Raw genomic sequence first — 19,248 nt, 5'->3', positions numbered from 1 at the left:
GGATAATCAAATTCGTTGGTGAGTTTTACATGTAAAAAGGAAAACAATGAAACCCTACATGAGTATGATTACCTTAGGTGTCAGTGATATGGCAAAGTCTATTGCGTTTTACCAAAAAGGGCTGGGATTTCCTAGGCGAGAGCCTTATGAAGAGAACATTGCTTTCTTTACGCTCAAAGGAACGTGGCTTGCGCTCTATGAGAAAAAAGCACTCGCAGAAGATGCCAATGTCACGTTTGATGAAAGTACCTTTAAAGGATTTACATTAGCGCATACGCTCGGCAGTGAAGCGGAAGTGGATGCCCTCTTTAAAGAAGCCATCAAAGCAGGTGCAACACCTACCCAGAAACCTCAAAAAGTTTTTTGGGGAGGGTACAGTGGCTACTTTAAAGACCCCGACGGTCATTTGTGGGAAATCGCTCACAACCCTTTTATGACGATAGGACCAGAAGAGTAATAGCCTCGTCCTTTTTTAAACTTTTTTAGGCAAAGCACTGCTTTTTATAAGTTTTTTTTCATCCGATTTTACTTTTCTCTCAAGCTTTTGCAAGTCTTGAGATGGGGGAAGTTCTTCAGGTTTGATACCACTCTCTACCAATAGTTTTCTGACATTTTTGTTATTCGTTACATGCTCATGGGTTATAGAATTTTCGCCATAAAGATTGTTTTGTTTGACATTATGGTTGGTTATCTCAGTAGCAAGGTTTTTTGCTGTGATGGTTACGGTGGGTAAAAAATCAGCCAAAACTCTACCACTTGAAATGCCAAGTTTGTCTTTCATATCTTTGGTATTATACCCTCCAAATAAAGCACCATCACCTTGTGAACGAATGCGACCAAACCCCTTATCGTCAACGCCTCGTTCATAGATGTTTTTGGAGAGTTCTGTTTCACTGTTTTTGAGTTTGTTTCTTGCTTTTAGCCTATCTTCCAATTCTATACGTTGTTCTATCAACTCTTGTTTTCGTGTTTGCAAGGCAAAATAGGTTTGAGCAAACGCTATCTGTTCTTTTGAACTATCACCATTTTGAGCTATAAGATAACATGCATATCTCGTTAAAACAACATCTGCTATTTCTCTTTGAGCATTTGAGCCTATTTCTACCATTTTCCTGACATCAAGAAAATGGTCAGTAACCTCTATTTGAGAATTTTCGCAAGAGATTTTAGCTTTTTCAATGACTTTAAAAAAATTTTCCCATTTGTCATAGCCTAATATTGTTTGCAAATCTCTTGCATACCAAAACTCAACATTTTCATCATTGGTATTGTGAGATATCGCATTAAATCGACTTTGTAAATCTACTATGAGTTCTTGTTTCATGTATTTACCTTAGGATTTTTGAACATTTTAACAATTTTTCAGAGGAAGGTTTTAAAATATATCAATTTGAAATATCTACGTGAAGATTGAAGTAGCCTACCCTTTAATTCTTCTCGTTACGATTTTAGCCTCTGTGTTGCTTCTTGATAGACTTCCATGTCTTCTCTTTTTCCAATTGCAACAACATAAATAACCAATTCATCATTGATAATTCGATAAACAATACGCACTTTTTTCTTAGCAACATAAACTTTGCGGTAACCACTTAAATCCATGTTGTGCTTATTGCCTAAAAGCTCTCCTTGTTGTGGAGCATTTTGAAGTTGCTTGAGTTTTTTAAAGACAAGCAATACAAATGAGTGGTCAAGTGCTTTTAAATCTTCCTCTACCAAAGGATGGTTGTTAATGGCATACATGCGTTAAAGTTTTTTGGTATCGATGTTAAATTTACGAGCCATATCTTCAAATGACACATAAGACGATAGTGGTGTATTTTGGCGTGATTGAATGACATCGTAGATTTCTTTGTGTTCAAGTGTTTCAAAAAGCTCTTCAAGTGATTTGAGTCTCTCATATTCATCGGTGGAGATCACAACCGCTTCAAGTTTGTTGTTTTTCAAAATCCCAATTTTATCCATAGATTGGTCTTTGATACCCTTTAAAACACCTGCAATCTTTTTAGTAAAGTCCGTAATAGACAAAAGCTCATCAGGAGCATACTTAACTGTCATCTAAAATCCTTTGTTAATTAACATGTTAATATTATAGTTAATTTACCATATAATTTCAATGTTTTTTTGGAAGAATTTTTTACATGTAAAGATTGTTAGAGTTTTGAAATAAAAGTTTAATCCCTTTTTACTGTTTATTTCTACACTTTACTATAGATTCTGAGAAAGTTTGATACCTCATATATTTTCTTCTTATTTCATTAATACGCCTATCATCTATTGCTACATCTAATTCTTTAATTAAAAAAATATAGATCAAGTCTTTTAAAATCTCATAGAGATTGCCCATCTGTGTTCTATTTAAATCATCTTTTACATTTAGATGAACTAAATGATCTCTGTAACATATAATTTGGTCAATTAGCTTGTTTCTTTTTTGACTAGAGCTATTACCAAAAATAATTTCATCAATATTTTTAGTTTGAAATAATTGTTTTAAATTTTTTCTATATGTATTAGCCTCACTATTTTCTACACACTCATTTATGCTTGATTGGACTTTATTATTTAGAAATTCTCTACTATATGCCTCAATCCACTGAGCCAACATTAAAAATTTCAAGTCTAAATATTCTGCTGAGCTCTCATTTAAAATGCCAGATAAATAGCTAAATATTTTTCCATACACATTTTTTGCTTCAAACCAATGGTTTAAAACACTTTCAATATTATTTGTGTCATATCTAAATAAAAATTCTTCATTAGCTTTCGGTTCTTGCTTGTAACGCATCACTTCTTCAATTTTAGTATCATCAATGGTATAAATATATTTTTCGATGGTTTTGACGCTATTGTTTAAAATAAGAACTTCAAAAAATACCTGTAAATCAAAAAGTATTTCATCCAACTGCTGCAATGTGATAGGAGATGATGGTTCTATTGAAATAAAGCTATTTGCAAGAGTAATAGAACAATCGTTTTGCTTAATAAAAGTCTTTTTTCTCTCATCATTATGTATCCATTCATCAACAGATGAAAATCTAACATCGACTTTTTTGACCTTCATTTCATCATTGACATGAGACGCATTTAAATACAGTTTACCGATGTCAATTTTATAATTTAATTCTCTTGTATTTTCTATAATAAGATATGCGAAGGGATGTATTCCATCTCTAACATCACAATTTAAAGCTGTAAATTCTCCTATCTCCTCCACTATTCCACTAAACTCAAAAATACTGCCATTCTCAAATAGCTTTTGGAGAACGGAACTATCTGGTTTTACAAGTGTACATTTGATATTGCAATTATCTGCATTACTATATATTATTTTTCCATTAAATTGCGTACTTTCTATTTGAAAAGAAACATTTTTTTCCACTATATTTCCTCCACAATCGTAATCTTGTTATCACGCAAATAATATAGATTATAGACACTTTTTCGGTTTTTTACTGCACCTTTACATGTAAAGGTATTCCTACCAAACCGCATCGTGAAAATAGTTCAAAATCTTCTCGTCTTTCGTTAAAAGTTTACGTTCCTGACTCATGGCATGTGCGACGATAATGCGATCAAACGGGTCACGTGTCCAGTCGATGAGCATTGCTTTTTGGATGACTTCGCTAAAACTATGATCGTCTATTTTAAGTCCTATCATAGCGCCTAAATCTCCTAAAATATTATAGGAAGTCTCTGAAATTCGTCCAATTTCATATAAAAATTTTAGTTCAAGTTCGACCATAGGAGAGATGAAAAGTTGCCCTGCTTGCTCGATGGCTTCAAGTGCTTTGGGTGAGAATTTTTGAAGCTCCTTTTGCCTAAGCCATACGACAATGTGCGTGTCTAAATAAAGGGCTTCCATTCGCTCTCCCATGGTGTGTTGATGAGTTCATCATCGCTTGTGGTGGTGATGTTTTTTGCAACAATTTTATCGAGGCGAGAAGGACGCTGTTCGGGTACAATGCGCAACAATTTACCTTTGCGCGAAATCTCAAGAAGCTCACCTTTTTCGATGACACTGTCTAAAAGATTGTACAAATTTTCACGAAGTTTTGAGGGTGTTACGACCATCTTAGCTCCTTTCATTAAAGTAAGAGCATTATACAATGGCGTACGTTATAAGTCAAATAGCGTACGTAAATAGTTCATTTTATCTTTACATGTAAAGTCAAAAATCACGCTTCCGTAGGATTTTTCAGGCCATCAAGCATCAATTGGTAAAATGCCAAATCGAGCCATTGACCAAATTTATACCCTGCTTTTTTGACAATGCCCGCGGAGGAAAAGCCTAGTTTTTCGTGCAGATGAATACTGTTGGCATTTGAAGCATCAATGCCTGCAACGATGGTGGTGTATCCTTTTTCGTTTGCATCTTCAATGAGAGTTTTAAGTAATGAAGTTCCAATGCCATAATTGCGAAAATCTTTATGAACGTAAATAGAATGTTCAACCGTATATTTGTAAGCAGGCCATTCTCGAAAGGAACCGTAGGTTGCAAAACCTGCCACACGATGCTCTTTTTCATATACCCAAATCGGGTAGCCCTTTTCGTGCTTGGCTAAAAACCACTCTTTACGCTCTTGCAGGTCTTTTGCTTTGTAGGTGTAAACGGCGGTTGTCGTTAAAATTGCATCGTTGTAAATGGCTAAAATGGCTTCCAAATCAGGTTCAGTGGCAAAACGAATCATTATTTTACCCTTTTTTTAAAGGCGATCTATCCTGCTAATTGACAGGCAAAGCAGTTGCTTTGATCTTTACATGTAAAGCATGCAGGTGCGACTCGGTTGATGGAATCGTAGATGAATTTCTTCCACAATTTATCGACAGGTTTGAGCCCAGCTAGTTCAGGGAAGTGGCATTTCATGTATTTGCCCATCTGCACGCGATTTTTAAACCCCATCGCTTCGTAGAGGTGGTTCATTTTCAGTGACATGGCTGCGATGTGTGGGGCGATGACGTATTTTGAGTAGCGATTTTTGGCATAGCCTTGCAAAAAAACCATCACTTCGCGTTCAAGCTTTGTCATCTCTAGTTGACTGTAGCGGCTTGTTAGGCTCTCTTCTGTGGCTGTGGTCATGCTTGTACCTTATAGATTTTTTTGCGCTCTTTGGATGAAGCAACGTTCATCAATTTGCGATATTTGGTGATGGTGCGTCTAACCATCTTGATGTTAAAGCGCTTCTCGATGCGCTCTAAAAGATCATCATCTGTCAGTGGTTCACTTTTATCTTCGTATTCGATCTGTTGATTGATAAAATTCTTGATCTCAGACGAAGAGAGCTCTTTGGTCGCGACAGCATTGGTGAAAAACGATTTAAGTGGGAAAATACCCTGCTTGGATTCAATGTATTTGTTTGAAATCGCCCGTGAAATGGTCGATTCTGCAAACGAGAGCTCTTCGGCAAGCGTGCTCATATTCAGAGGTTTTAGCTCGCCCCCCACAAAAAAGGAGAGTTGACGCTCAACGACTAAAAGCACAATTTTGTAAAGCGTTGTTTTGCGAAGTTCCAAAAGATTGACGATGTCGCGCGCCTCTTTGAGCTTCTCTTTGATGTTTTCACTCTTGCTTGAAAAAGGATCGGTAATCAAAATGTCAGGATAATAGTCGTTGTTAATGCGCAGCCTGATGTCATCATCCACCTCGACGTAAAAATCGGGAATAATCTGTTTTGGTGTTGCTTGATACTCAATTGCAGGAGGATTGGCAAATTTTTTGATGATCGCTTTGGCCTCTTCAAAACGTCCATGTCTGGAGAATTTATCGACCTTTGCCATCTGGTCGATCATCTTAAGCACTAGGTTATAGAGTTCATCGTCGATGTCATCGCTGAGCGCATCAAGTTGAAAGACAAACGATTCGTGGCTCTCACGTGAGCCGATACCATAAGGCTCTAACTTGGAGAAGCGTTGGCGAATGCGCTCAACATACTCGGTATAAACACCACAGGTCACGGCAATGGCTTCAATATCGCCATCAAAATAGCCCTCTTCGTTGATATCACAGAGAATTTCATGCGCTACTTTTTGAGAAATAGGTGTTGGAAAAAGAGGTGGAACGATTTGTTCGATGATTTTTTCATGCAACGATTCGCTTCCAAGTACCAACTCTTCAACGATCCCATGGCTTGAACCTAGGTTTTGCTCAAAAGGGCGTTTTACTTCTAAAAAAGGGTTTTCGTACGACAATGTTTCTAGGTGCGTACTTAACTCTTGAAGAGGTAGTTGTAACAGTGGGAGCCAAAGCTTCAAAGAGAGGTTTAAACTCTGCTTCTGTTTGAATTCTAGGTTGATACTTCTCATGTATAAATTATGCCCAAAAATGGATTCATTTTGGGCATAATTGGTGATTATTTTTTACGCATAAGAAGAAGAGTTTTCTGAAAAACTCCTCGATAGAGAACTCCTTGAACAAGCGTTCAAGCGAGGGAAAATCTTAGTATTTAATACGAACAACGCCGTTTGGTTTGTCGATTTTCATCTGACAGGCAAGGCGTGCATTCTCTGAACATGTGCCCGCACATACTTCTTTAAGAACTTTGAATTCTTTCTCATTTTTAGCTGATAAGAACTCCATACCTTGTACGATTTCAACCACACATGTGCCGCATTGACCATCGCGACAGCCGAAAGGGAGTGCACTACCACTCGCTTCGACGACATCTTGAATGGTTGCGCCCGGTTTTACATTGATTGCTAAAAAATCATTGATAATTTCTACTCTTGTTGTCATACTTTATCCTTTACTTTTTAAATGGTTTAATCAAAACATCGCCCTTAATCATCATCATTGAAGCGATGCGTACTTTTGGGCTAACCGTAAACTGTTGGCAGATATCAGCATCTTCTTGAGAAATTGCACCAAGTTTGACAAGTTCATCAAGCTCTTCGTCTTCCATGTAGCTTGTTGGCTCTTCTTCACTAATACTCTCAACACTGACCAAACATTTTGCATAGTCTTTGCTATCAAAAGGAATGGGTATTCCTTTCTCTTTTGCTAGACGTACCACTGGTTCGCCTATTTTGGCATCATAGATACCATCTTTTTCTTCATCAAAATGCATAAAAATTACTTTCGCCATGACTTTTCCTCCCTACTAAGATTTTTTTATTACGGTGTTATTGCTTATAATGAGCTATCATCCATTCTGTCTCTTCCGCATCAAGATCACGGTAAGGTTCCATCGCTTCAAGCTCATGTTCCCTACACCCAATGACTTCAATAACCGCTTCAGCATCTAAAAAATGGACTTCATACACACGAATGACTTGTAAAAACTCACCCATACCACGAATGTAACCGACTGAGCCTTTTTTAATCATCACATCGCCAATTTTGAGATACGGATAGGTACCATCGTTTTTGACGTCTTCCAAAAGTTTGACCTTTTGACCGAGAAAAAACTTCGCTTTCGCTTCGTCTTTACCTGAAAGTTTTGCCATCACGTTGTTGTGTAAAACAACTTCTTCGCTAGCAGGCACAGTTTCCTCCTTCCGTTGCAGTGGTACATGCCAAACAGCCTTTGGCTTTACCATCTTCAAGCATTCCCCACACCTCAGCAGCACTTGGGGCATGTCCATGTTTATAGTCCATATAGACACGAATCAAAGCAAACTTTAAAAAGTCCATCAAGTATTTTTCATCGCCGTTAAAGTTTTCAAACCCTTTTTTAATGAGGGTTCCATACTCTTTCATAATATGAAAACGCTTGACTTCCACAATGTGTTTGTCGTAGTCAACACCAAAAAATTCAAAAAAATCTTCTGCATCTTTCAGTTCATAATATTGCTCAAGCGTTCTCATTTTATGTCCTTTATCCTTAATAGTTTATATACTAAAGGGTTGTGTGTACAACCAATTATATCTCGCCTTGTAACTGCTCGATCCAGTTCTCAATGCGCTCACTTGTTTTCTCTTTTTCGTTGATGTTATCAATGGCTAAACCACACAGTTTATCGCCTGATTCTGCCAAAGAAGCTGTGTAGTTATAGCCTTCTTTATCCACAAAACCGATGACCTTTGCACCTGCTTTGGTAAAAATTTGATTGAATTTACCAAGAGCTGAACAAAAATGTTCACCGTGTGTTTTACTGTCACCTGCGCCAAAAAACGCAACTTTTTTACCTGCAAAACTGATGTTATCAGAAGTGATTTCAAAGAGTGGGTCAACCCAACTAAAATGCACATCGCCTTGTCCCCATGTTGAAGAGCCAACGAAAAGCACATCGTAGTTGTCAAATTGCTCGACACTGTCAAAATCATCTTCCATCAAAATACAATCATCATCTTCAAGCTCATACGCCTCTTTTAAAGCCTCTGCTACCAATGTTGTATTGCCGCCCGCACTTGCGTAAAATATACCAACCTTTGCCATGTTCTATCCTGATTATTTTTTATGAGTTTCGTAAATTTCGATGGCATCTTTTAACATTTTGCCACCCTCTTTAATGAGATCATCATAGGTTCTAAAACTGTAACGATGCGCATCTTTGAAAAACTTGTTGGTGATAACAATTTTTTCTGCCAAGACCACAGCGCGTCCAAAACCTTCGTGACTCATCTCCATAACAACGGAGCACATAATGCCAAGTTTGAGCTCAAACGCCAACGCAATCGATTGAAAAATCAGACGAATATCTTTGATCTGCATCTCATCAATATCTGCAATGATAGGAACGTTTTTAAGTTGCTCTTTGGTTTTAATGTATTTATCACTCAACACCTCTTCATCGCTCTTTTTCGCCCATGTACCAAACTGATCAAGTGCTCTAATTTGCGAAGTGAGTGTTTCGATGAACAACTTTTCAAGCTCATTCATAGCGTTATCCTCTTGCTTCTAAGATTTTTTTGATAAACGGTGGAGGATTGGTTGCAATCATTGTTTGAAGCTTTGAAAGTTCTGTTTCAATGCTCACAACCTCTTTGTATTTGATAGGGAATATCTTGCTATTGACAACTTTAGCAGCAGCAGCCGGTCCAATCTCGACACAGTACATAATGTCAACATGTTCATTCTGTAACAGCTCAACGCGACCCTCGGTTCGCTCTTCACCTGTTGGGATGACTCCTGAGAGTGCAAACCCCTCAGCATTCACGTCATACACGGCAAATTGCTCTCCAGAGCCAAAATGGGCATCAATATTCTTGAGATCGTTTGTAAAAAACGCAACCTTGACCATCTTTGTATCCTCCTATCCTAAACGTTGTTCATTCCTTTACAAGAAGTGTTCCGTAGGAAAAATGCCGATGCTAAAGCGCGTTTTTCTCTACAATCAAGTAACGTTCGATCTTCAAAGGATCAAGAATCGAGAGCATTTCAGCCTTCTCTTGTCCCACGTCTGATTTGACAATCGCTTTGGTAAGCGTATGGTGCCCCATCATCGCCTGAGAAGTTTCATCCACACAACGCTGTGGTACTTCGGGGCTGTCTTGCACCATGTCGATCACCAAGCCAAAGGGTTTGTCTTCACTGCCTTTAAGCACAATAATGTGATGGAGCTCTTTGTTGTACGCACACGTATGGTGAAAGTATTTTGCGAGCGATGCTACGGGGATCGTTTTGTTATTCCACGTAATCATTCCCACATAAATTTCATCGCAACCGATCACTTGGGTGACATCTTGTCCTTCAAGTGCGGCGTAAATGTATTGGCTCTCGATGGCAAAGAGCGTGCCATTCATCCAAAACGTTGAGAGCTCAACTGTCTTCTCAGACGCACCCACTTTTGGGTAGAGGTACTGTTTTTTGCCATTTTTGACAACAGGCTCAACGCAGGCTTCTTTGTTAGCAACTTTAATGCAGACAATGGCAGTGACATCATTGCTGTAGCCATCGCTGCATTTATACTCACGATACCCCTGAGACTTCGCCTTGCCCACAATGTAATAATCATCCTTAATGAGCACCATATTTTCAGACGAATCACAAAAAACACATCGCTCACCCATGCCAATGTCAGGGTTTGTAGAAGCAATCACATTATTGGTTTTCGTCTCGATAAAGAGCGCGAAAGCGCGTTCATCGGCGCCTACAACATCGGTTAGCATCGCTTCAAACTGTGTCTCAGCATCAAACACAATACCAATGCCACCTTGCGCCTCTTTCGCCCCTTCGATAAAAATAGGCGCACTGTAGATGTAAGTATGTTTTCCATCGTAAAGTTCTGTTTTCTCAAACGGACTCACCACATACTCTTTGGAACTTTTCAGCGCCAAGGTTTGTGCGATGTAATGAGCACCTATGCGTTTGCCGATGAGATGGGCATATTTTTCTTGGCTCACCGCAATGACACTGCCTTGATTGTCGAACAAAAAGAGATTGCTGTAAACGGTGTAGAGCGCATTGATGGCACTGAGCACTTCGGTCATTTCATGCCCAAACTCTTTGCGAATCGTTGAAAAATCTTTGTATTTAGCGCTAAATGCTTTAATGAATACGGGACTTAGAGCCCACCATCTGCAGTCATTGGCACGCTCATACAAGTTTCGATCCATAATATCAATCGCCAGTTTTGCTTTAAACGCAGCCCCGTTGATAAACGAAGCAACAACCGTCCAATTGAGATTGCCGATGGACTCTTCAAAGGTTTTTTTGGTTTGTGCCCCTGTGCGTGAGATCTCATTGAGGAGTGATTTTGAAAAGGAGTTATCCCCACTTTTTTGGTTGGCGATTTGTACATTACCATTCCAAATCGTCATATCAAGACGTCTTTGGATCGCTTCGGCTTTGGTAGGAATGCTGGTAAACTCTTCTGAAAAGAGTGAAGAGTGTTTGATGATCTTGATCTGCTCTTCGGTAAAAGGAACGTGGGCTTGTTGTTGCCCAAAAGCAAAAGATAGTGGCATAAGCGCATGCCCTTTCCATCCCAGACCGTAAAAGCCTTGGTACCCTTTGGTGGCTTGGGTTTTAGCGACATATTCACTGCCTGAAAAAGGGATAATATCAAAACGTTTTAAGGCTGTTTTTTGAGGAGCGCCCAGAGCATAATGAAAAGGGTTACTGCTGTAAATGGTACGATCTTTTTCATCTAAGAGTAAAATATCTGCCCATATCTCATTTTCAATCAAGTTGGAGATAATCACCTGCATCTCATCTTGAAACTTAAACACAAGGCAAAGCACGGCAAGCGGTGTACCACTCTCATCACACACACGGTAACTGTAAAGCAGACTCTCTTTTGAGCTGATGCTAGGATAGATACCAAAACTCTCTACATACTCTTGGGACGTGTGCATCGCCTCGTAGATAAAAGCACTGTCGATCTTTTTGCCAATTTTTTCATCTTTGGTGGAAGCGATCAAGACACCTTCAAGATTAAACAACAGCACATCATTGTAAACACTGTACTTTTCGATGTACTCGTGAAAACGGTTTTGAAGCTCAGGCAGTGCATTTTTTTGCTCTTCATTGCTTTGCTTTGCAAAATCACAAATGATCATGTCCATCGCCAAAAAGCCTATGTCTGCGGTACGTTCAAAGAGGTTGCGGATTAAAATATCAATCGCCACTTGCGCTTTAGCCCCAAGCTCTATGGAAAGTTTTTTGACCGTCTCTTCGCTGAGTCGTTGTAAAAGCTGTTCAGAGAGATTGCTAAACGCTTGTCTGGTTTCTGAGATGTCCATACCGATATTACTCATCTGACCTAATAATGAGAGAAGATTCCATCTCTCGGAGAGCTGATCGAGTGATTTTTGGTAAGCAACAACTTCGGGGATGTAGGCATTGTAACGTGTGGTATTGTTTTGCTCAGACATAATAATCCTTTTTGATAGAGTTCTTGCAGAGCTCTTGATACGTTTTTAAAGCAAAGCTCTAAAAACTACGTTAACACTAGGTTTTCCTTGGCGAAAAGCCCGCGCACCTTTGGTGCTTTTCTTCTTGTAAATACGTTTTGCAAGAAGTCTAATGATTAAGAAGATTTAGAGCGTATACTCAATTTAACTCAAAAAAGGCATTTTTTTAAACACTATACAAGAAGTGTTCCGTAGGAAAACAGTTGTTTCAAAGATTATTTTAGGACGCTATGAAGGGGGATTTTGCCAGTAATTTTAACTTATAAAAATTTGTGCTAGAATTTGAACCGTAATTCTTTGCGTTATGATCCTACGAATGATTAAGGATTAATGATGAGTGCTGATTATAATGTTTTAATTGTCGACGATGTTAGTGATAACATCAAGGTGGCAATGAATATCTTAAAAGAGAATAACTACAATTTTTCTTTCGCGCTCAATGGCAAACAAGCGTTAGAAATTATCAAGACAAAATCTTTTGACATTATTTTACTCGATATTATGATGCCACAAATGAATGGTTTTGAAGTCTGCGAACATCTAAAAAAAGATCCTCAAACACACGATATTCCCGTCATCTTTTTAACAGCAAAAGCCGACTTGGACTCTCTTTCAAAAGGCTTTAAAGTCGGTGCCGTTGATTATATTACAAAGCCTTTTTATGCAGATGAACTGATCTCTCGTGTTAAAACGCACATCGAACTTTACCGAGCTAAAAAAGTATTGCAACAAAATAATTTAACCCAAACTGCTAGTTAAACAGAAGAGCTTTTTTGTCATCACTAAGCTTCAAAAAGCAGTTGATAGCATACGCAGTGATGAAAAGTCTAAGCTTTGTTAAAAAGCCACCAATGGTTGTAGCCTTAATCACTTTACCAAACTTAGCAGTGATCATAGAAAAGGCAGTTTCAACACCTTTTCTAATTCTACGCTTGGTAAAATACTCTTCTTTGTTTTCTTGTTGCATGTTGTTACGCCCAATGGGTGAAAGTACAATCTCAAACTGTTTTAAAAAAGCTTCTAACTTTGATGAAACATACCCTTTATCTCCAATCGTGATTGATTTTTGGGGTAGATAGTGCATAAATTGATACCCCGCCGTAACATCGTGTATGGAGCCTTCTGAGATATGTACCATTACAGGCTCTTTATCGGCTGTGACTACCATATGGACTTTAAGCCCATAAAAGAATCTTCCTTTGGATGCATTATACCCCTTCAAAGATGGATCACTCCACAATCTGACTCTGCTTTGCCTTGTGATTTGGCACAATTCAACAGGAAAAGAATCAACAGAGTAAATCTTTGCACCGTTTAATCGCTGAAACAATGAGCCTAAAAACAAAAAAAGTGTGGACAACACGTCATTTATTTTTACTAAGCGGCGCAAAAATCTCGTGTAGTCAATCTCTTTCACCAAGTGCATCATCTTAACATACTGATGTGCTTTGAAATAGTTGCCATTAAAATCATTCACTGCCATATACCCGATAAGCAGCACTTCTGCATTACTAATCTTAGCTCTAACATCATCTTTTATCCCTGATACCTTCAAATACTCATCAATTAAACAATAAACGGTTATAATATCTCGCTCCATAATCTCGCCTCCCACGGCTTTTTATGGAGTTTAAAGCAACTTTCAAACCATCTTCTCAACTAGCAGTTTGGGTTAATTTAGATTTACATGTAAAGATTCTTCAAAGTGAAAAAAGATTTTTATCAGAGCTTGAAAACAGCCAAAAAGAGATCATATACGTACTGACAGAACTGATGGAAGATACCTCCGATGAAACAGGAAAGCATATTAAAAGAGTTGCCGATATCTCAAAGTTATTAGCGACACTGCATCATAGTTTGTCTGACATGGAGATAGACGATATCTTTTTTGCAGCGCCTTTGCATGATATAGGCAAGATTACGATTCCTTATGAGATACTCCATAAACATGGCAAACTCACCGATGAAGAATTTCATGCGATGCAAGCACACACGACCAATGCACATAATCTGCTTAAAAAATCCAGCCGAAGACTGATGAAAGCAGGCGACATCATCGCTTATCAACATCATGAAAAATGGGATGGTTCAGGTTACCCTCAAGGACTTAAAGCAGAAGAAATTCATATCTATGCGCGTATTGTAGCGATTGCCGATGTTTTAGATGCGCTAACCCATGTGCGAGTGTACAAACAATCATGGGATTTTGATACCGCGGCTAAGTATATCATTGAGCGCAAAGGGAGCCAGTTTGACCCCTATCTCATAGAGCTTTTTAGCCATAATCTAGAAAGCTTTAAAAAAATTATCGAAGAAAAGTCTTAAAGCGATGATGCGCTTTTTAGCCATCTTGTTCATCACCTTTTCAACACTCTACGCTACACTTATTTTTACACCCGAAGAGCAAGCCTACATTAAAAACAACTCTGTCGTCACATTGGGTTCGGATTATAAATGGCCACCTTTTGATTTTGTCGATAAAAATGGCGTTCCAACAGGGCTTTCTTATGACTATATCCAACTGATTGCTCAAAAAAGTGGCTTGCAGTTTAAAATCTATCCTGCTATTTGGGCTGAAACCATCCAAAATATGAAAGATAAAAAATACGATGGGCTCACCTGCGCCGTTAAAACTGAAGAGCGCGATAAATTCCTCTCTTTTACCGAACCCTATCTCAATGTTCCTATGGTGATTATTGCCAATACCAACACGAACGATATCAAAACACTGGATGATTTAAAAGGCAAAGTCGTCTCTATCAACAAAGGCTCTTATATTCATGAATGGCTCCAAGAAAAATATCCTTCCATAAAACTTCTTCCCTCCACATCGAATGAAGATTCTCTGGAGATGCTTTCATTGGGAAAAGTAGATGCGTATGTGGGCAATCTCGCCGTGAGTACGTATATTATGAATCAATACTTACTCAATAACCTCAAAATTGTCGCTAAACTGGAAGAATTTCAAACCTCCATCAGCCTTGCTATAGACAAAGACAATGCACTCCTTTTTAATATCATTCAAAAAACACTCAAAGAGATATCATCCAAAGAAGCTCAAGCTATCAACGCTAAATGGAGTAAAGCCTTAGAAACATCCAAAGAACTTTTAAACTTTACACCAACAGAACAAGCGTGGATCGATACCCATAAAGAGATACGCTATGTTATCGATAACCATTTTGAGCCTTTAGAATATCTCACGAAAGATGGAAACACGCACGCAGGTATTGCGAGTAGCTATTTAACACTCATCAGTCAAAAAACGGGAATAAATTTTAAGAGAATCCCCACAAGCGTATGGTCAAAAAGTGTTGAAAAAGTCAATGCACATGAGGCTGACATGTATACGTGTTTGACACGCACACCTCAAAGAGATCACATTCTCAATTTTACACAACCGTATATCACCATGCCACAAGTCTTTATTACCCAAAATGATGTTAAATTTATAACGGATATTAAAGAGTTATACGGGAAAAAAGTTGCTTTAGTGGAAAGTTATGCACAAAGTGAACTCATCCAAAAAGAACATCCACAGATACATGCTGTTGTCGTCAAAGATATTGTGGATGCGTTTAAAGCCGTTGTTGAAGGCGACGCGTATGCTTATATAGATCTGTTACCTGTGGCAAGTAGCTACATCCAAAAAAATGGATTTTCCAATCTAAAAGTTTCAGGCATTAGCAAGTACGAATCAAAATTTCATATGGCACTGCGCAATGATTGGGATAGTGAAGGCATAGCAGTTCTTAATAAAGCGCTGGACTCCATTTCTGAAGACGAGAGAAATAGTATCTACAATCAATGGGTACAAGTCAAATACGATAAAAGCATTGACTATACCATCGTTTTTCAGATTGCTGGGGCATTTTTAGTGATTATGCTGGGGACTTTATTTTGGAATCGTAAGCTCTCTTCTGAGATAGAAAAAAGAAGAGAAGTCGAATTAGCATTACAAGAATTAAATAAAAAGCTTCTTATTGCAAACCAAGAAGCGCAAAGCGCTACCAATGCAAAATCGAACTTTTTATCCAACATGAGCCATGAAATACGGACTCCAATGAACTCCATCTTAGGCTTTGCCGAGCTGTTGGATGAAAAGATAGAAGATAAAAAACTAAAATCATTTATCAAAACCATACGAAGTTCAGGTGAGAGTTTACTCATGTTAATCAATGATATTTTAGACCTCTCAAAAATTGAATCAGGAAAATTTGAGATTATCACCAAAGCAACCCCTATCAAAAAATTATTAAGAGAGTATTGCAACGTTTGCTTTACACGCGGAACAAAAAGGTCTAAATTTAGAGTTACAGATCGATAAAAAAATACCTGAAGTCATCTTTGTGGATGCCTTTAGAGTGAAAGAAATCATCACGAATCTCATCGGAAATGCTCTAAAATTTACAGATGTTGGATTTATCAAAGTCATCGTAGACGTGCATCGTGTCCATAAGCATCTCAGCAAAATAGACATTGTCATAAGCGTTCAAGACAGTGGCATTGGCATACCAAAAGAGGCTCAAAGTAAGATTTTTAATATGTTTGAACAGCAAGAGAATCAAGATGCAAGAAAATATGGAGGCACCGGACTGGGGCTGGCGATAAGCAAAAAATTAGCAACGCTTATGGGTGGTTCACTAGACGTGCAAAGTGATGTGGGAAAAGGCTCTGTCTTTATTCTAAAACTCAACCATTTAGATATTGCGTCTATGCAAAATGAGACGGTTCAAAGTGACCTTGCCCTAAACCACACTGCAATCAATTTTGAAAAAGCAATGATTTTAGTGGCAGATGATGTTGACCAAAACCGACAACTCATCAAAGAGAGTTTTGACTCGACGTTGATTGAGGTTATCGAAGCCGTCAACGGGCAAGAGGCGATTGAAAAAACCAAGACTTATCCCATCGATTTAATTTTAATGGACATTAGAATGCCTATCTTAGATGGGTACAGTGCCACACGAATTATCAAAGAGTCTTGTGATATTCCTATTATTGCCTTGACCGCTTCGATCATGTTAGAGGAGTTGACGAAGATAAAAGAGCAACGATTTGATGGGTATTTGCGCAAACCTGTTTCCAAAAATGAACTCTTTAATGAGCTTGCAAAATTTCTCAAATATACAGCAAAATTATCAGAAGCACCCCACGAAGAAGTCATTGAAGTAGACAATGCAGCGGACTTAAAAAATTTCTTACACGAATTAGATATAGAACCTTTATATCAAGACGCTATTGCTCAAAATGATCTTAAGATTATTGCCCAATTTGCTTCAGTTTTACGAGAGCTATCAACACGTCACACCATCACGTATCTTCAACAGTACAGCCAAACATTACTGGACAAAATCGATACATTTGACATTGCCCAGATCGAAACGCTGTTGCATGATTATCCAAAAATTATGAAAAACTTAATGCAAAAAGTTCATTAGCGAATCATGTAAAGCGTGTGACCTGAAGAAAAATGCTTCTTAAACCCTTTACGGGTATAATAAACATGAAAATTTACAAAGTATTCCATGGTGTTTCTCTGTTTTTTTCTATTCAATCTTGGAGTTAATTTATGGTGTTAAATCCCTTTAAATCGTTCATTGTTGTCGCATTATTGCTCTCTTCGCTTGCCTCTGCCGATGACCAAAATAGCTCTTTAGTGAATGCAGACAAAGCCGTTTACGTTAATTTGCTCAAGAGCATCAAAGAGTCAAAAATAGCGAACGATGAAATTGCTTTACAAAAAGTGCTCCTTGAAAAGCTCATCAACACACAACCCTCTACCATCACAAAGGTTCCTGTAAACATCCCCGAAACCATTGATGAATACAGTAATCTCTTTAATCGCTATAATGACAATGCTCTGAGAAAAGTCTCTCTTGATAAAAAAGTCAACTCAATTGCATTGAAAATCAAGACGCTCGAAAAAGAGATTAAAAGTTTGGACAACAATAGCACTTCGGTTCGTACTCTGCAACTTCAAAATGCGCTCTATACAAAATCACTGCAAGAATTTAAAGATCAAAGTGAAGCGTTAGCATCTGAGATGCTTTCCATTGAGAAAATGTTAACCGAATCGTTGAAAAACATACCCTTTGATCCCGAAAATCAGGTCAAAAAAACAGCCAGTAATCGCGAAGACGCTTTAAAATTGCGCACCACCATCGATAATTTTTTAGTGAAGAAAGAACGTTTTGAACTTTTAGGAGACAACCTCGATCGTGGCGTTTCGGCTGCGACCATCAGCGCCAAAGAAGAAGCCTACGCGAAAGCATTAAGAGCAACGATGACCTCTTTGTTTTTAGAGTTTTCCAATGCCTTAAAGTCCAAAAATGAAAAGGCATTTGCCTTAGAAAAAAGCATCCTTGATGAAGGAGCACTTTTAGATTCGACCGGCGTTATGAACGAATCCATGGCGTCGCTTTTACATGCGATGGAAAAAAAGTATTTTGGTACGCTCGATACGATCACGGGTTCCACAACACAAGAGTTCAAAAATATTGTAAAATCGACATGGAACATGCTCAGCGAGCCTATTTTTACAGCTAATGGTACGCCGATCACAACGTTGAAACTAATCTTAGCGCTCTTTATTTTTCTCATTGGCGTTTTTGGCGGTGGATTTTATAAAACCAGCATTAAAAAAATTGCGAACAATAGCAAATCGATCAATTTGGCAACTCGTACGATTTTAGCCAATATGGGCTATTACGTCATTCTCTTAGCCGCTTTTTTTATCGCCTTAAATGTATTAGGCATCGACCTCTCTTCGATCGCACTTGTTGCAGGTGCCCTTTCGGTGGGTATCGGTTTTGGTCTGCAAAATATCGTCTCCAACCTTGTTTCAGGCATCATTTTGATGTTTGAGCGCAGCATTAAAATTGGTGATTTTGTTGAACTCTCTGGAACCGTGCGGGGTCACGTCACTGACATTCGCATGCGCTCTACCACGCTCAATACCAACGGAAACATCGATGTCATCGTTCCCAATCGCAACTTTATCGAAGGCAATGTGATTAACTGGACAATGCACGATAAAATAAAACGTTTCGATATTCCTTTTGGCGTTGCGTATGGCACTAAACCTGAGCACGTAATTGCGGTGATTAAAGAAGCCGTTGTAAACAGCGGGTACAGCGATATTATTGAGGCACACGATAGATTCACCAACGTCATTATGACAGGTATGGGAAGCAGTAGTGTTGATTTTTTACTGCAAGTGTGGATTCATGGTGAAGAAATTTTGGCACCGAGTAAAACTATGTCCAGATTTTTGATCATTATCTACAACACGCTCAACGCGCATGGCATCGAAATTCCGTTTCCACAACAGGATGTGCACATTAAAAGTAGTGATGAGAAGAGTGCTTTAGCGCTCTTTCAGTCTCAACCCAAACACATTGAAGAAAGACCAGAAGCGTCGGAAGCTTCGCAAATTTAAAGCCTAAGAAGCGTTT

At 38.5% G+C, this 19,248-nt stretch carries 24 protein-coding genes; 6 read left to right on the top strand and 18 right to left on the bottom strand.

Annotated elements, in window-relative coordinates:
* The first annotated feature begins 46 nt into the window (after positions 1-46).
* Positions 47-457, top strand: coding sequence for a VOC family protein (locus tag SMUL_RS06190; RefSeq protein ID WP_025344389.1), 411 nt, complete (start codon positions 47-49; stop codon positions 455-457).
* A gap of 15 nt (positions 458-472) precedes the next feature.
* On the opposite strand, the gene dinD is transcribed toward SMUL_RS06190, so the two are convergent.
* The 17 genes from dinD to SMUL_RS06105 all read right to left on the bottom strand — a co-directional run bounded on the left by dinD (position 473) and on the right by SMUL_RS06105 (position 11,752).
* Positions 473-1,324, bottom strand: a complete 852-nt coding sequence (gene dinD / locus SMUL_RS06185; RefSeq protein ID WP_025344388.1) for a DNA damage-inducible protein D — start codon at positions 1,322-1,324, stop codon at positions 473-475.
* A 116-nt stretch (positions 1,325-1,440) separates the two neighbouring features.
* On the bottom strand, positions 1,441-1,716 hold the full coding sequence (locus tag SMUL_RS06180; protein WP_158506021.1) for a type II toxin-antitoxin system RelE family toxin: 276 nt from the start codon (positions 1,714-1,716) through the stop codon (positions 1,441-1,443).
* Positions 1,717-1,743: 27 nt separating this feature from the next.
* The gene (locus SMUL_RS16560) at positions 1,744-2,055 is read right to left on the bottom strand and encodes a type II toxin-antitoxin system Phd/YefM family antitoxin (RefSeq protein WP_025344386.1); all 312 of its coding nucleotides are present in this window, start codon (positions 2,053-2,055) and stop codon (positions 1,744-1,746) included.
* Between the two features lie 127 nt (positions 2,056-2,182).
* A complete protein-coding gene (locus tag SMUL_RS06170) occupies positions 2,183-3,379 on the bottom strand; it encodes a HEPN domain-containing protein (protein WP_025344385.1) in 1,197 nt (398 codons plus the stop codon).
* A 99-nt stretch (positions 3,380-3,478) separates the two neighbouring features.
* Positions 3,479-3,862 carry a type II toxin-antitoxin system VapC family toxin gene (locus tag SMUL_RS06165; RefSeq protein WP_025344384.1) on the bottom strand — a complete coding sequence of 128 codons (384 nt, stop codon included), beginning with the start codon at positions 3,860-3,862 and terminating at the stop codon, positions 3,479-3,481.
* Positions 3,844-4,071, bottom strand: coding sequence for a hypothetical protein (locus SMUL_RS06160; RefSeq protein ID WP_025344383.1), 228 nt, complete (start codon positions 4,069-4,071; stop codon positions 3,844-3,846). Before SMUL_RS06160 ends, SMUL_RS06165 begins: the two co-directional genes overlap by 19 nt.
* Before the next feature lie 104 nt (positions 4,072-4,175).
* On the bottom strand, positions 4,176-4,688 hold the full coding sequence (locus SMUL_RS06155; RefSeq protein ID WP_025344382.1) for a GNAT family N-acetyltransferase: 513 nt from the start codon (positions 4,686-4,688) through the stop codon (positions 4,176-4,178).
* A 26-nt stretch (positions 4,689-4,714) separates the two neighbouring features.
* A complete protein-coding gene (locus SMUL_RS06150; protein WP_025344381.1) occupies positions 4,715-5,077 on the bottom strand; it encodes a nitrogen fixation protein NifQ in 363 nt (120 codons plus the stop codon).
* Complete coding sequence (rpoN, locus tag SMUL_RS06145) at positions 5,074-6,300, bottom strand: RNA polymerase factor sigma-54 (RefSeq protein WP_025344380.1); 1,227 nt, start codon at positions 6,298-6,300, stop codon at positions 5,074-5,076. Before rpoN ends, SMUL_RS06150 begins: the two co-directional genes overlap by 4 nt.
* 133 nt (positions 6,301-6,433) lie before the next feature.
* Positions 6,434-6,730: a 2Fe-2S iron-sulfur cluster-binding protein gene (locus tag SMUL_RS06140; RefSeq protein ID WP_025344379.1), complete on the bottom strand. Its 297-nt coding sequence runs from the start codon at positions 6,728-6,730 to the stop codon at positions 6,434-6,436.
* 10 nt (positions 6,731-6,740) lie between these two features.
* Positions 6,741-7,079, bottom strand: coding sequence for a hypothetical protein (locus SMUL_RS06135; protein WP_025344378.1), 339 nt, complete (start codon positions 7,077-7,079; stop codon positions 6,741-6,743).
* A 37-nt stretch (positions 7,080-7,116) separates the two neighbouring features.
* Positions 7,117-7,479: a nitrogen fixation protein NifZ gene (locus SMUL_RS06130; RefSeq protein WP_223809785.1), complete on the bottom strand. Its 363-nt coding sequence runs from the start codon at positions 7,477-7,479 to the stop codon at positions 7,117-7,119.
* Complete coding sequence (locus tag SMUL_RS06125; protein ID WP_025344376.1) at positions 7,469-7,801, bottom strand: nitrogenase-stabilizing/protective protein NifW; 333 nt, start codon at positions 7,799-7,801, stop codon at positions 7,469-7,471. The genes SMUL_RS06130 and SMUL_RS06125 overlap by 11 nt, the downstream gene beginning before the upstream one ends.
* Positions 7,802-7,856: 55 nt before the next feature.
* The gene (locus SMUL_RS06120) at positions 7,857-8,372 is read right to left on the bottom strand and encodes a flavodoxin (RefSeq protein ID WP_038533103.1); all 516 of its coding nucleotides are present in this window, start codon (positions 8,370-8,372) and stop codon (positions 7,857-7,859) included.
* Positions 8,373-8,384: 12 nt separating this feature from the next.
* Positions 8,385-8,816, bottom strand: coding sequence for a NifX-associated nitrogen fixation protein (locus tag SMUL_RS06115; protein WP_025344375.1), 432 nt, complete (start codon positions 8,814-8,816; stop codon positions 8,385-8,387).
* A gap of 4 nt (positions 8,817-8,820) precedes the next feature.
* Positions 8,821-9,177, bottom strand: a complete 357-nt coding sequence (locus tag SMUL_RS06110; RefSeq protein ID WP_025344374.1) for a NifB/NifX family molybdenum-iron cluster-binding protein — start codon at positions 9,175-9,177, stop codon at positions 8,821-8,823.
* A 70-nt stretch (positions 9,178-9,247) separates the two neighbouring features.
* Complete coding sequence (locus SMUL_RS06105) at positions 9,248-11,752, bottom strand: chemotaxis protein CheW (RefSeq protein ID WP_025344373.1); 2,505 nt, start codon at positions 11,750-11,752, stop codon at positions 9,248-9,250.
* A gap of 372 nt (positions 11,753-12,124) precedes the next feature.
* On the opposite strand from SMUL_RS06105, the gene SMUL_RS06100 reads away from it, so the two are divergent.
* On the top strand, positions 12,125-12,550 hold the full coding sequence (locus SMUL_RS06100) for a response regulator (protein WP_084613092.1): 426 nt from the start codon (positions 12,125-12,127) through the stop codon (positions 12,548-12,550).
* Here the strand turns inward: SMUL_RS06100 and SMUL_RS06095 are convergent.
* Positions 12,543-13,391 carry an IS982 family transposase gene (locus SMUL_RS06095; protein ID WP_025344064.1) on the bottom strand — a complete coding sequence of 283 codons (849 nt, stop codon included), beginning with the start codon at positions 13,389-13,391 and terminating at the stop codon, positions 12,543-12,545. The two genes, SMUL_RS06100 and SMUL_RS06095, sit on opposite strands and share 8 nt — an antisense overlap.
* 23 nt (positions 13,392-13,414) lie before the next feature.
* On the opposite strand from SMUL_RS06095, the gene SMUL_RS06090 reads away from it, so the two are divergent.
* From SMUL_RS06090 to SMUL_RS16545, 4 genes are all read left to right on the top strand, one after another.
* Complete coding sequence (locus tag SMUL_RS06090; protein ID WP_226980674.1) at positions 13,415-14,116, top strand: HD-GYP domain-containing protein; 702 nt, start codon at positions 13,415-13,417, stop codon at positions 14,114-14,116.
* 4 nt (positions 14,117-14,120) lie between these two features.
* On the top strand, positions 14,121-16,118 hold the full coding sequence (locus tag SMUL_RS16555; RefSeq protein WP_084613091.1) for a transporter substrate-binding domain-containing protein: 1,998 nt from the start codon (positions 14,121-14,123) through the stop codon (positions 16,116-16,118).
* A gap of 37 nt (positions 16,119-16,155) precedes the next feature.
* On the top strand, positions 16,156-17,232 hold the full coding sequence (locus tag SMUL_RS16550) for an ATP-binding protein (RefSeq protein WP_025344371.1): 1,077 nt from the start codon (positions 16,156-16,158) through the stop codon (positions 17,230-17,232).
* Positions 17,233-17,363: 131 nt separating this feature from the next.
* Positions 17,364-19,232: a mechanosensitive ion channel family protein gene (locus SMUL_RS16545; protein ID WP_025344370.1), complete on the top strand. Its 1,869-nt coding sequence runs from the start codon at positions 17,364-17,366 to the stop codon at positions 19,230-19,232.
* Positions 19,233-19,248: the final 16 nt, after the last annotated feature.

Source organism: Sulfurospirillum multivorans DSM 12446, assembly GCF_000568815.1.
GTDB lineage: Bacteria > Campylobacterota > Campylobacteria > Campylobacterales > Sulfurospirillaceae > Sulfurospirillum > Sulfurospirillum multivorans.
The sequence above is the reverse complement of the archived record's forward strand: the minus strand, read 5'-3'. Positions and strand labels throughout refer to the sequence as shown.

What these genes read in the sequence shown, in the direction of transcription:
- SMUL_RS06190 (WP_025344389.1), top strand. Translation starts at nt 47, where the DNA reads ATGAAACCCTACATGAGTATGATTACCTTAGGTGTCAGTGATATGGCA.
- dinD (WP_025344388.1), bottom strand. Translation starts at nt 1,324, where the DNA reads ATGAAACAAGAACTCATAGTAGATTTACAAAGTCGATTTAATGCGATA.
- SMUL_RS16560 (WP_025344386.1), bottom strand. Translation starts at nt 2,055, where the DNA reads ATGACAGTTAAGTATGCTCCTGATGAGCTTTTGTCTATTACGGACTTT.
- SMUL_RS06165 (WP_025344384.1), bottom strand. Translation starts at nt 3,862, where the DNA reads ATGGAAGCCCTTTATTTAGACACGCACATTGTCGTATGGCTTAGGCAA.
- SMUL_RS06160 (WP_025344383.1), bottom strand. Translation starts at nt 4,071, where the DNA reads ATGGTCGTAACACCCTCAAAACTTCGTGAAAATTTGTACAATCTTTTA.
- SMUL_RS06155 (WP_025344382.1), bottom strand. Translation starts at nt 4,688, where the DNA reads ATGATTCGTTTTGCCACTGAACCTGATTTGGAAGCCATTTTAGCCATT.
- SMUL_RS06150 (WP_025344381.1), bottom strand. Translation starts at nt 5,077, where the DNA reads ATGACCACAGCCACAGAAGAGAGCCTAACAAGCCGCTACAGTCAACTA.
- rpoN (WP_025344380.1), bottom strand. Translation starts at nt 6,300, where the DNA reads ATGAGAAGTATCAACCTAGAATTCAAACAGAAGCAGAGTTTAAACCTC.
- SMUL_RS06140 (WP_025344379.1), bottom strand. Translation starts at nt 6,730, where the DNA reads ATGACAACAAGAGTAGAAATTATCAATGATTTTTTAGCAATCAATGTA.
- SMUL_RS06135 (WP_025344378.1), bottom strand. Translation starts at nt 7,079, where the DNA reads ATGGCGAAAGTAATTTTTATGCATTTTGATGAAGAAAAAGATGGTATC.
- SMUL_RS06125 (WP_025344376.1), bottom strand. Translation starts at nt 7,801, where the DNA reads ATGAGAACGCTTGAGCAATATTATGAACTGAAAGATGCAGAAGATTTT.
- SMUL_RS06120 (WP_038533103.1), bottom strand. Translation starts at nt 8,372, where the DNA reads ATGGCAAAGGTTGGTATATTTTACGCAAGTGCGGGCGGCAATACAACA.
- SMUL_RS06115 (WP_025344375.1), bottom strand. Translation starts at nt 8,816, where the DNA reads ATGAATGAGCTTGAAAAGTTGTTCATCGAAACACTCACTTCGCAAATT.
- SMUL_RS06110 (WP_025344374.1), bottom strand. Translation starts at nt 9,177, where the DNA reads ATGGTCAAGGTTGCGTTTTTTACAAACGATCTCAAGAATATTGATGCC.
- SMUL_RS06105 (WP_025344373.1), bottom strand. Translation starts at nt 11,752, where the DNA reads ATGTCTGAGCAAAACAATACCACACGTTACAATGCCTACATCCCCGAA.
- SMUL_RS06100 (WP_084613092.1), top strand. Translation starts at nt 12,125, where the DNA reads ATGAGTGCTGATTATAATGTTTTAATTGTCGACGATGTTAGTGATAAC.
- SMUL_RS06095 (WP_025344064.1), bottom strand. Translation starts at nt 13,391, where the DNA reads ATGGAGCGAGATATTATAACCGTTTATTGTTTAATTGATGAGTATTTG.
- SMUL_RS06090 (WP_226980674.1), top strand. Translation starts at nt 13,415, where the DNA reads ATGGAGTTTAAAGCAACTTTCAAACCATCTTCTCAACTAGCAGTTTGG.
- SMUL_RS16555 (WP_084613091.1), top strand. Translation starts at nt 14,121, where the DNA reads ATGATGCGCTTTTTAGCCATCTTGTTCATCACCTTTTCAACACTCTAC.
- SMUL_RS16545 (WP_025344370.1), top strand. Translation starts at nt 17,364, where the DNA reads ATGGTGTTAAATCCCTTTAAATCGTTCATTGTTGTCGCATTATTGCTC.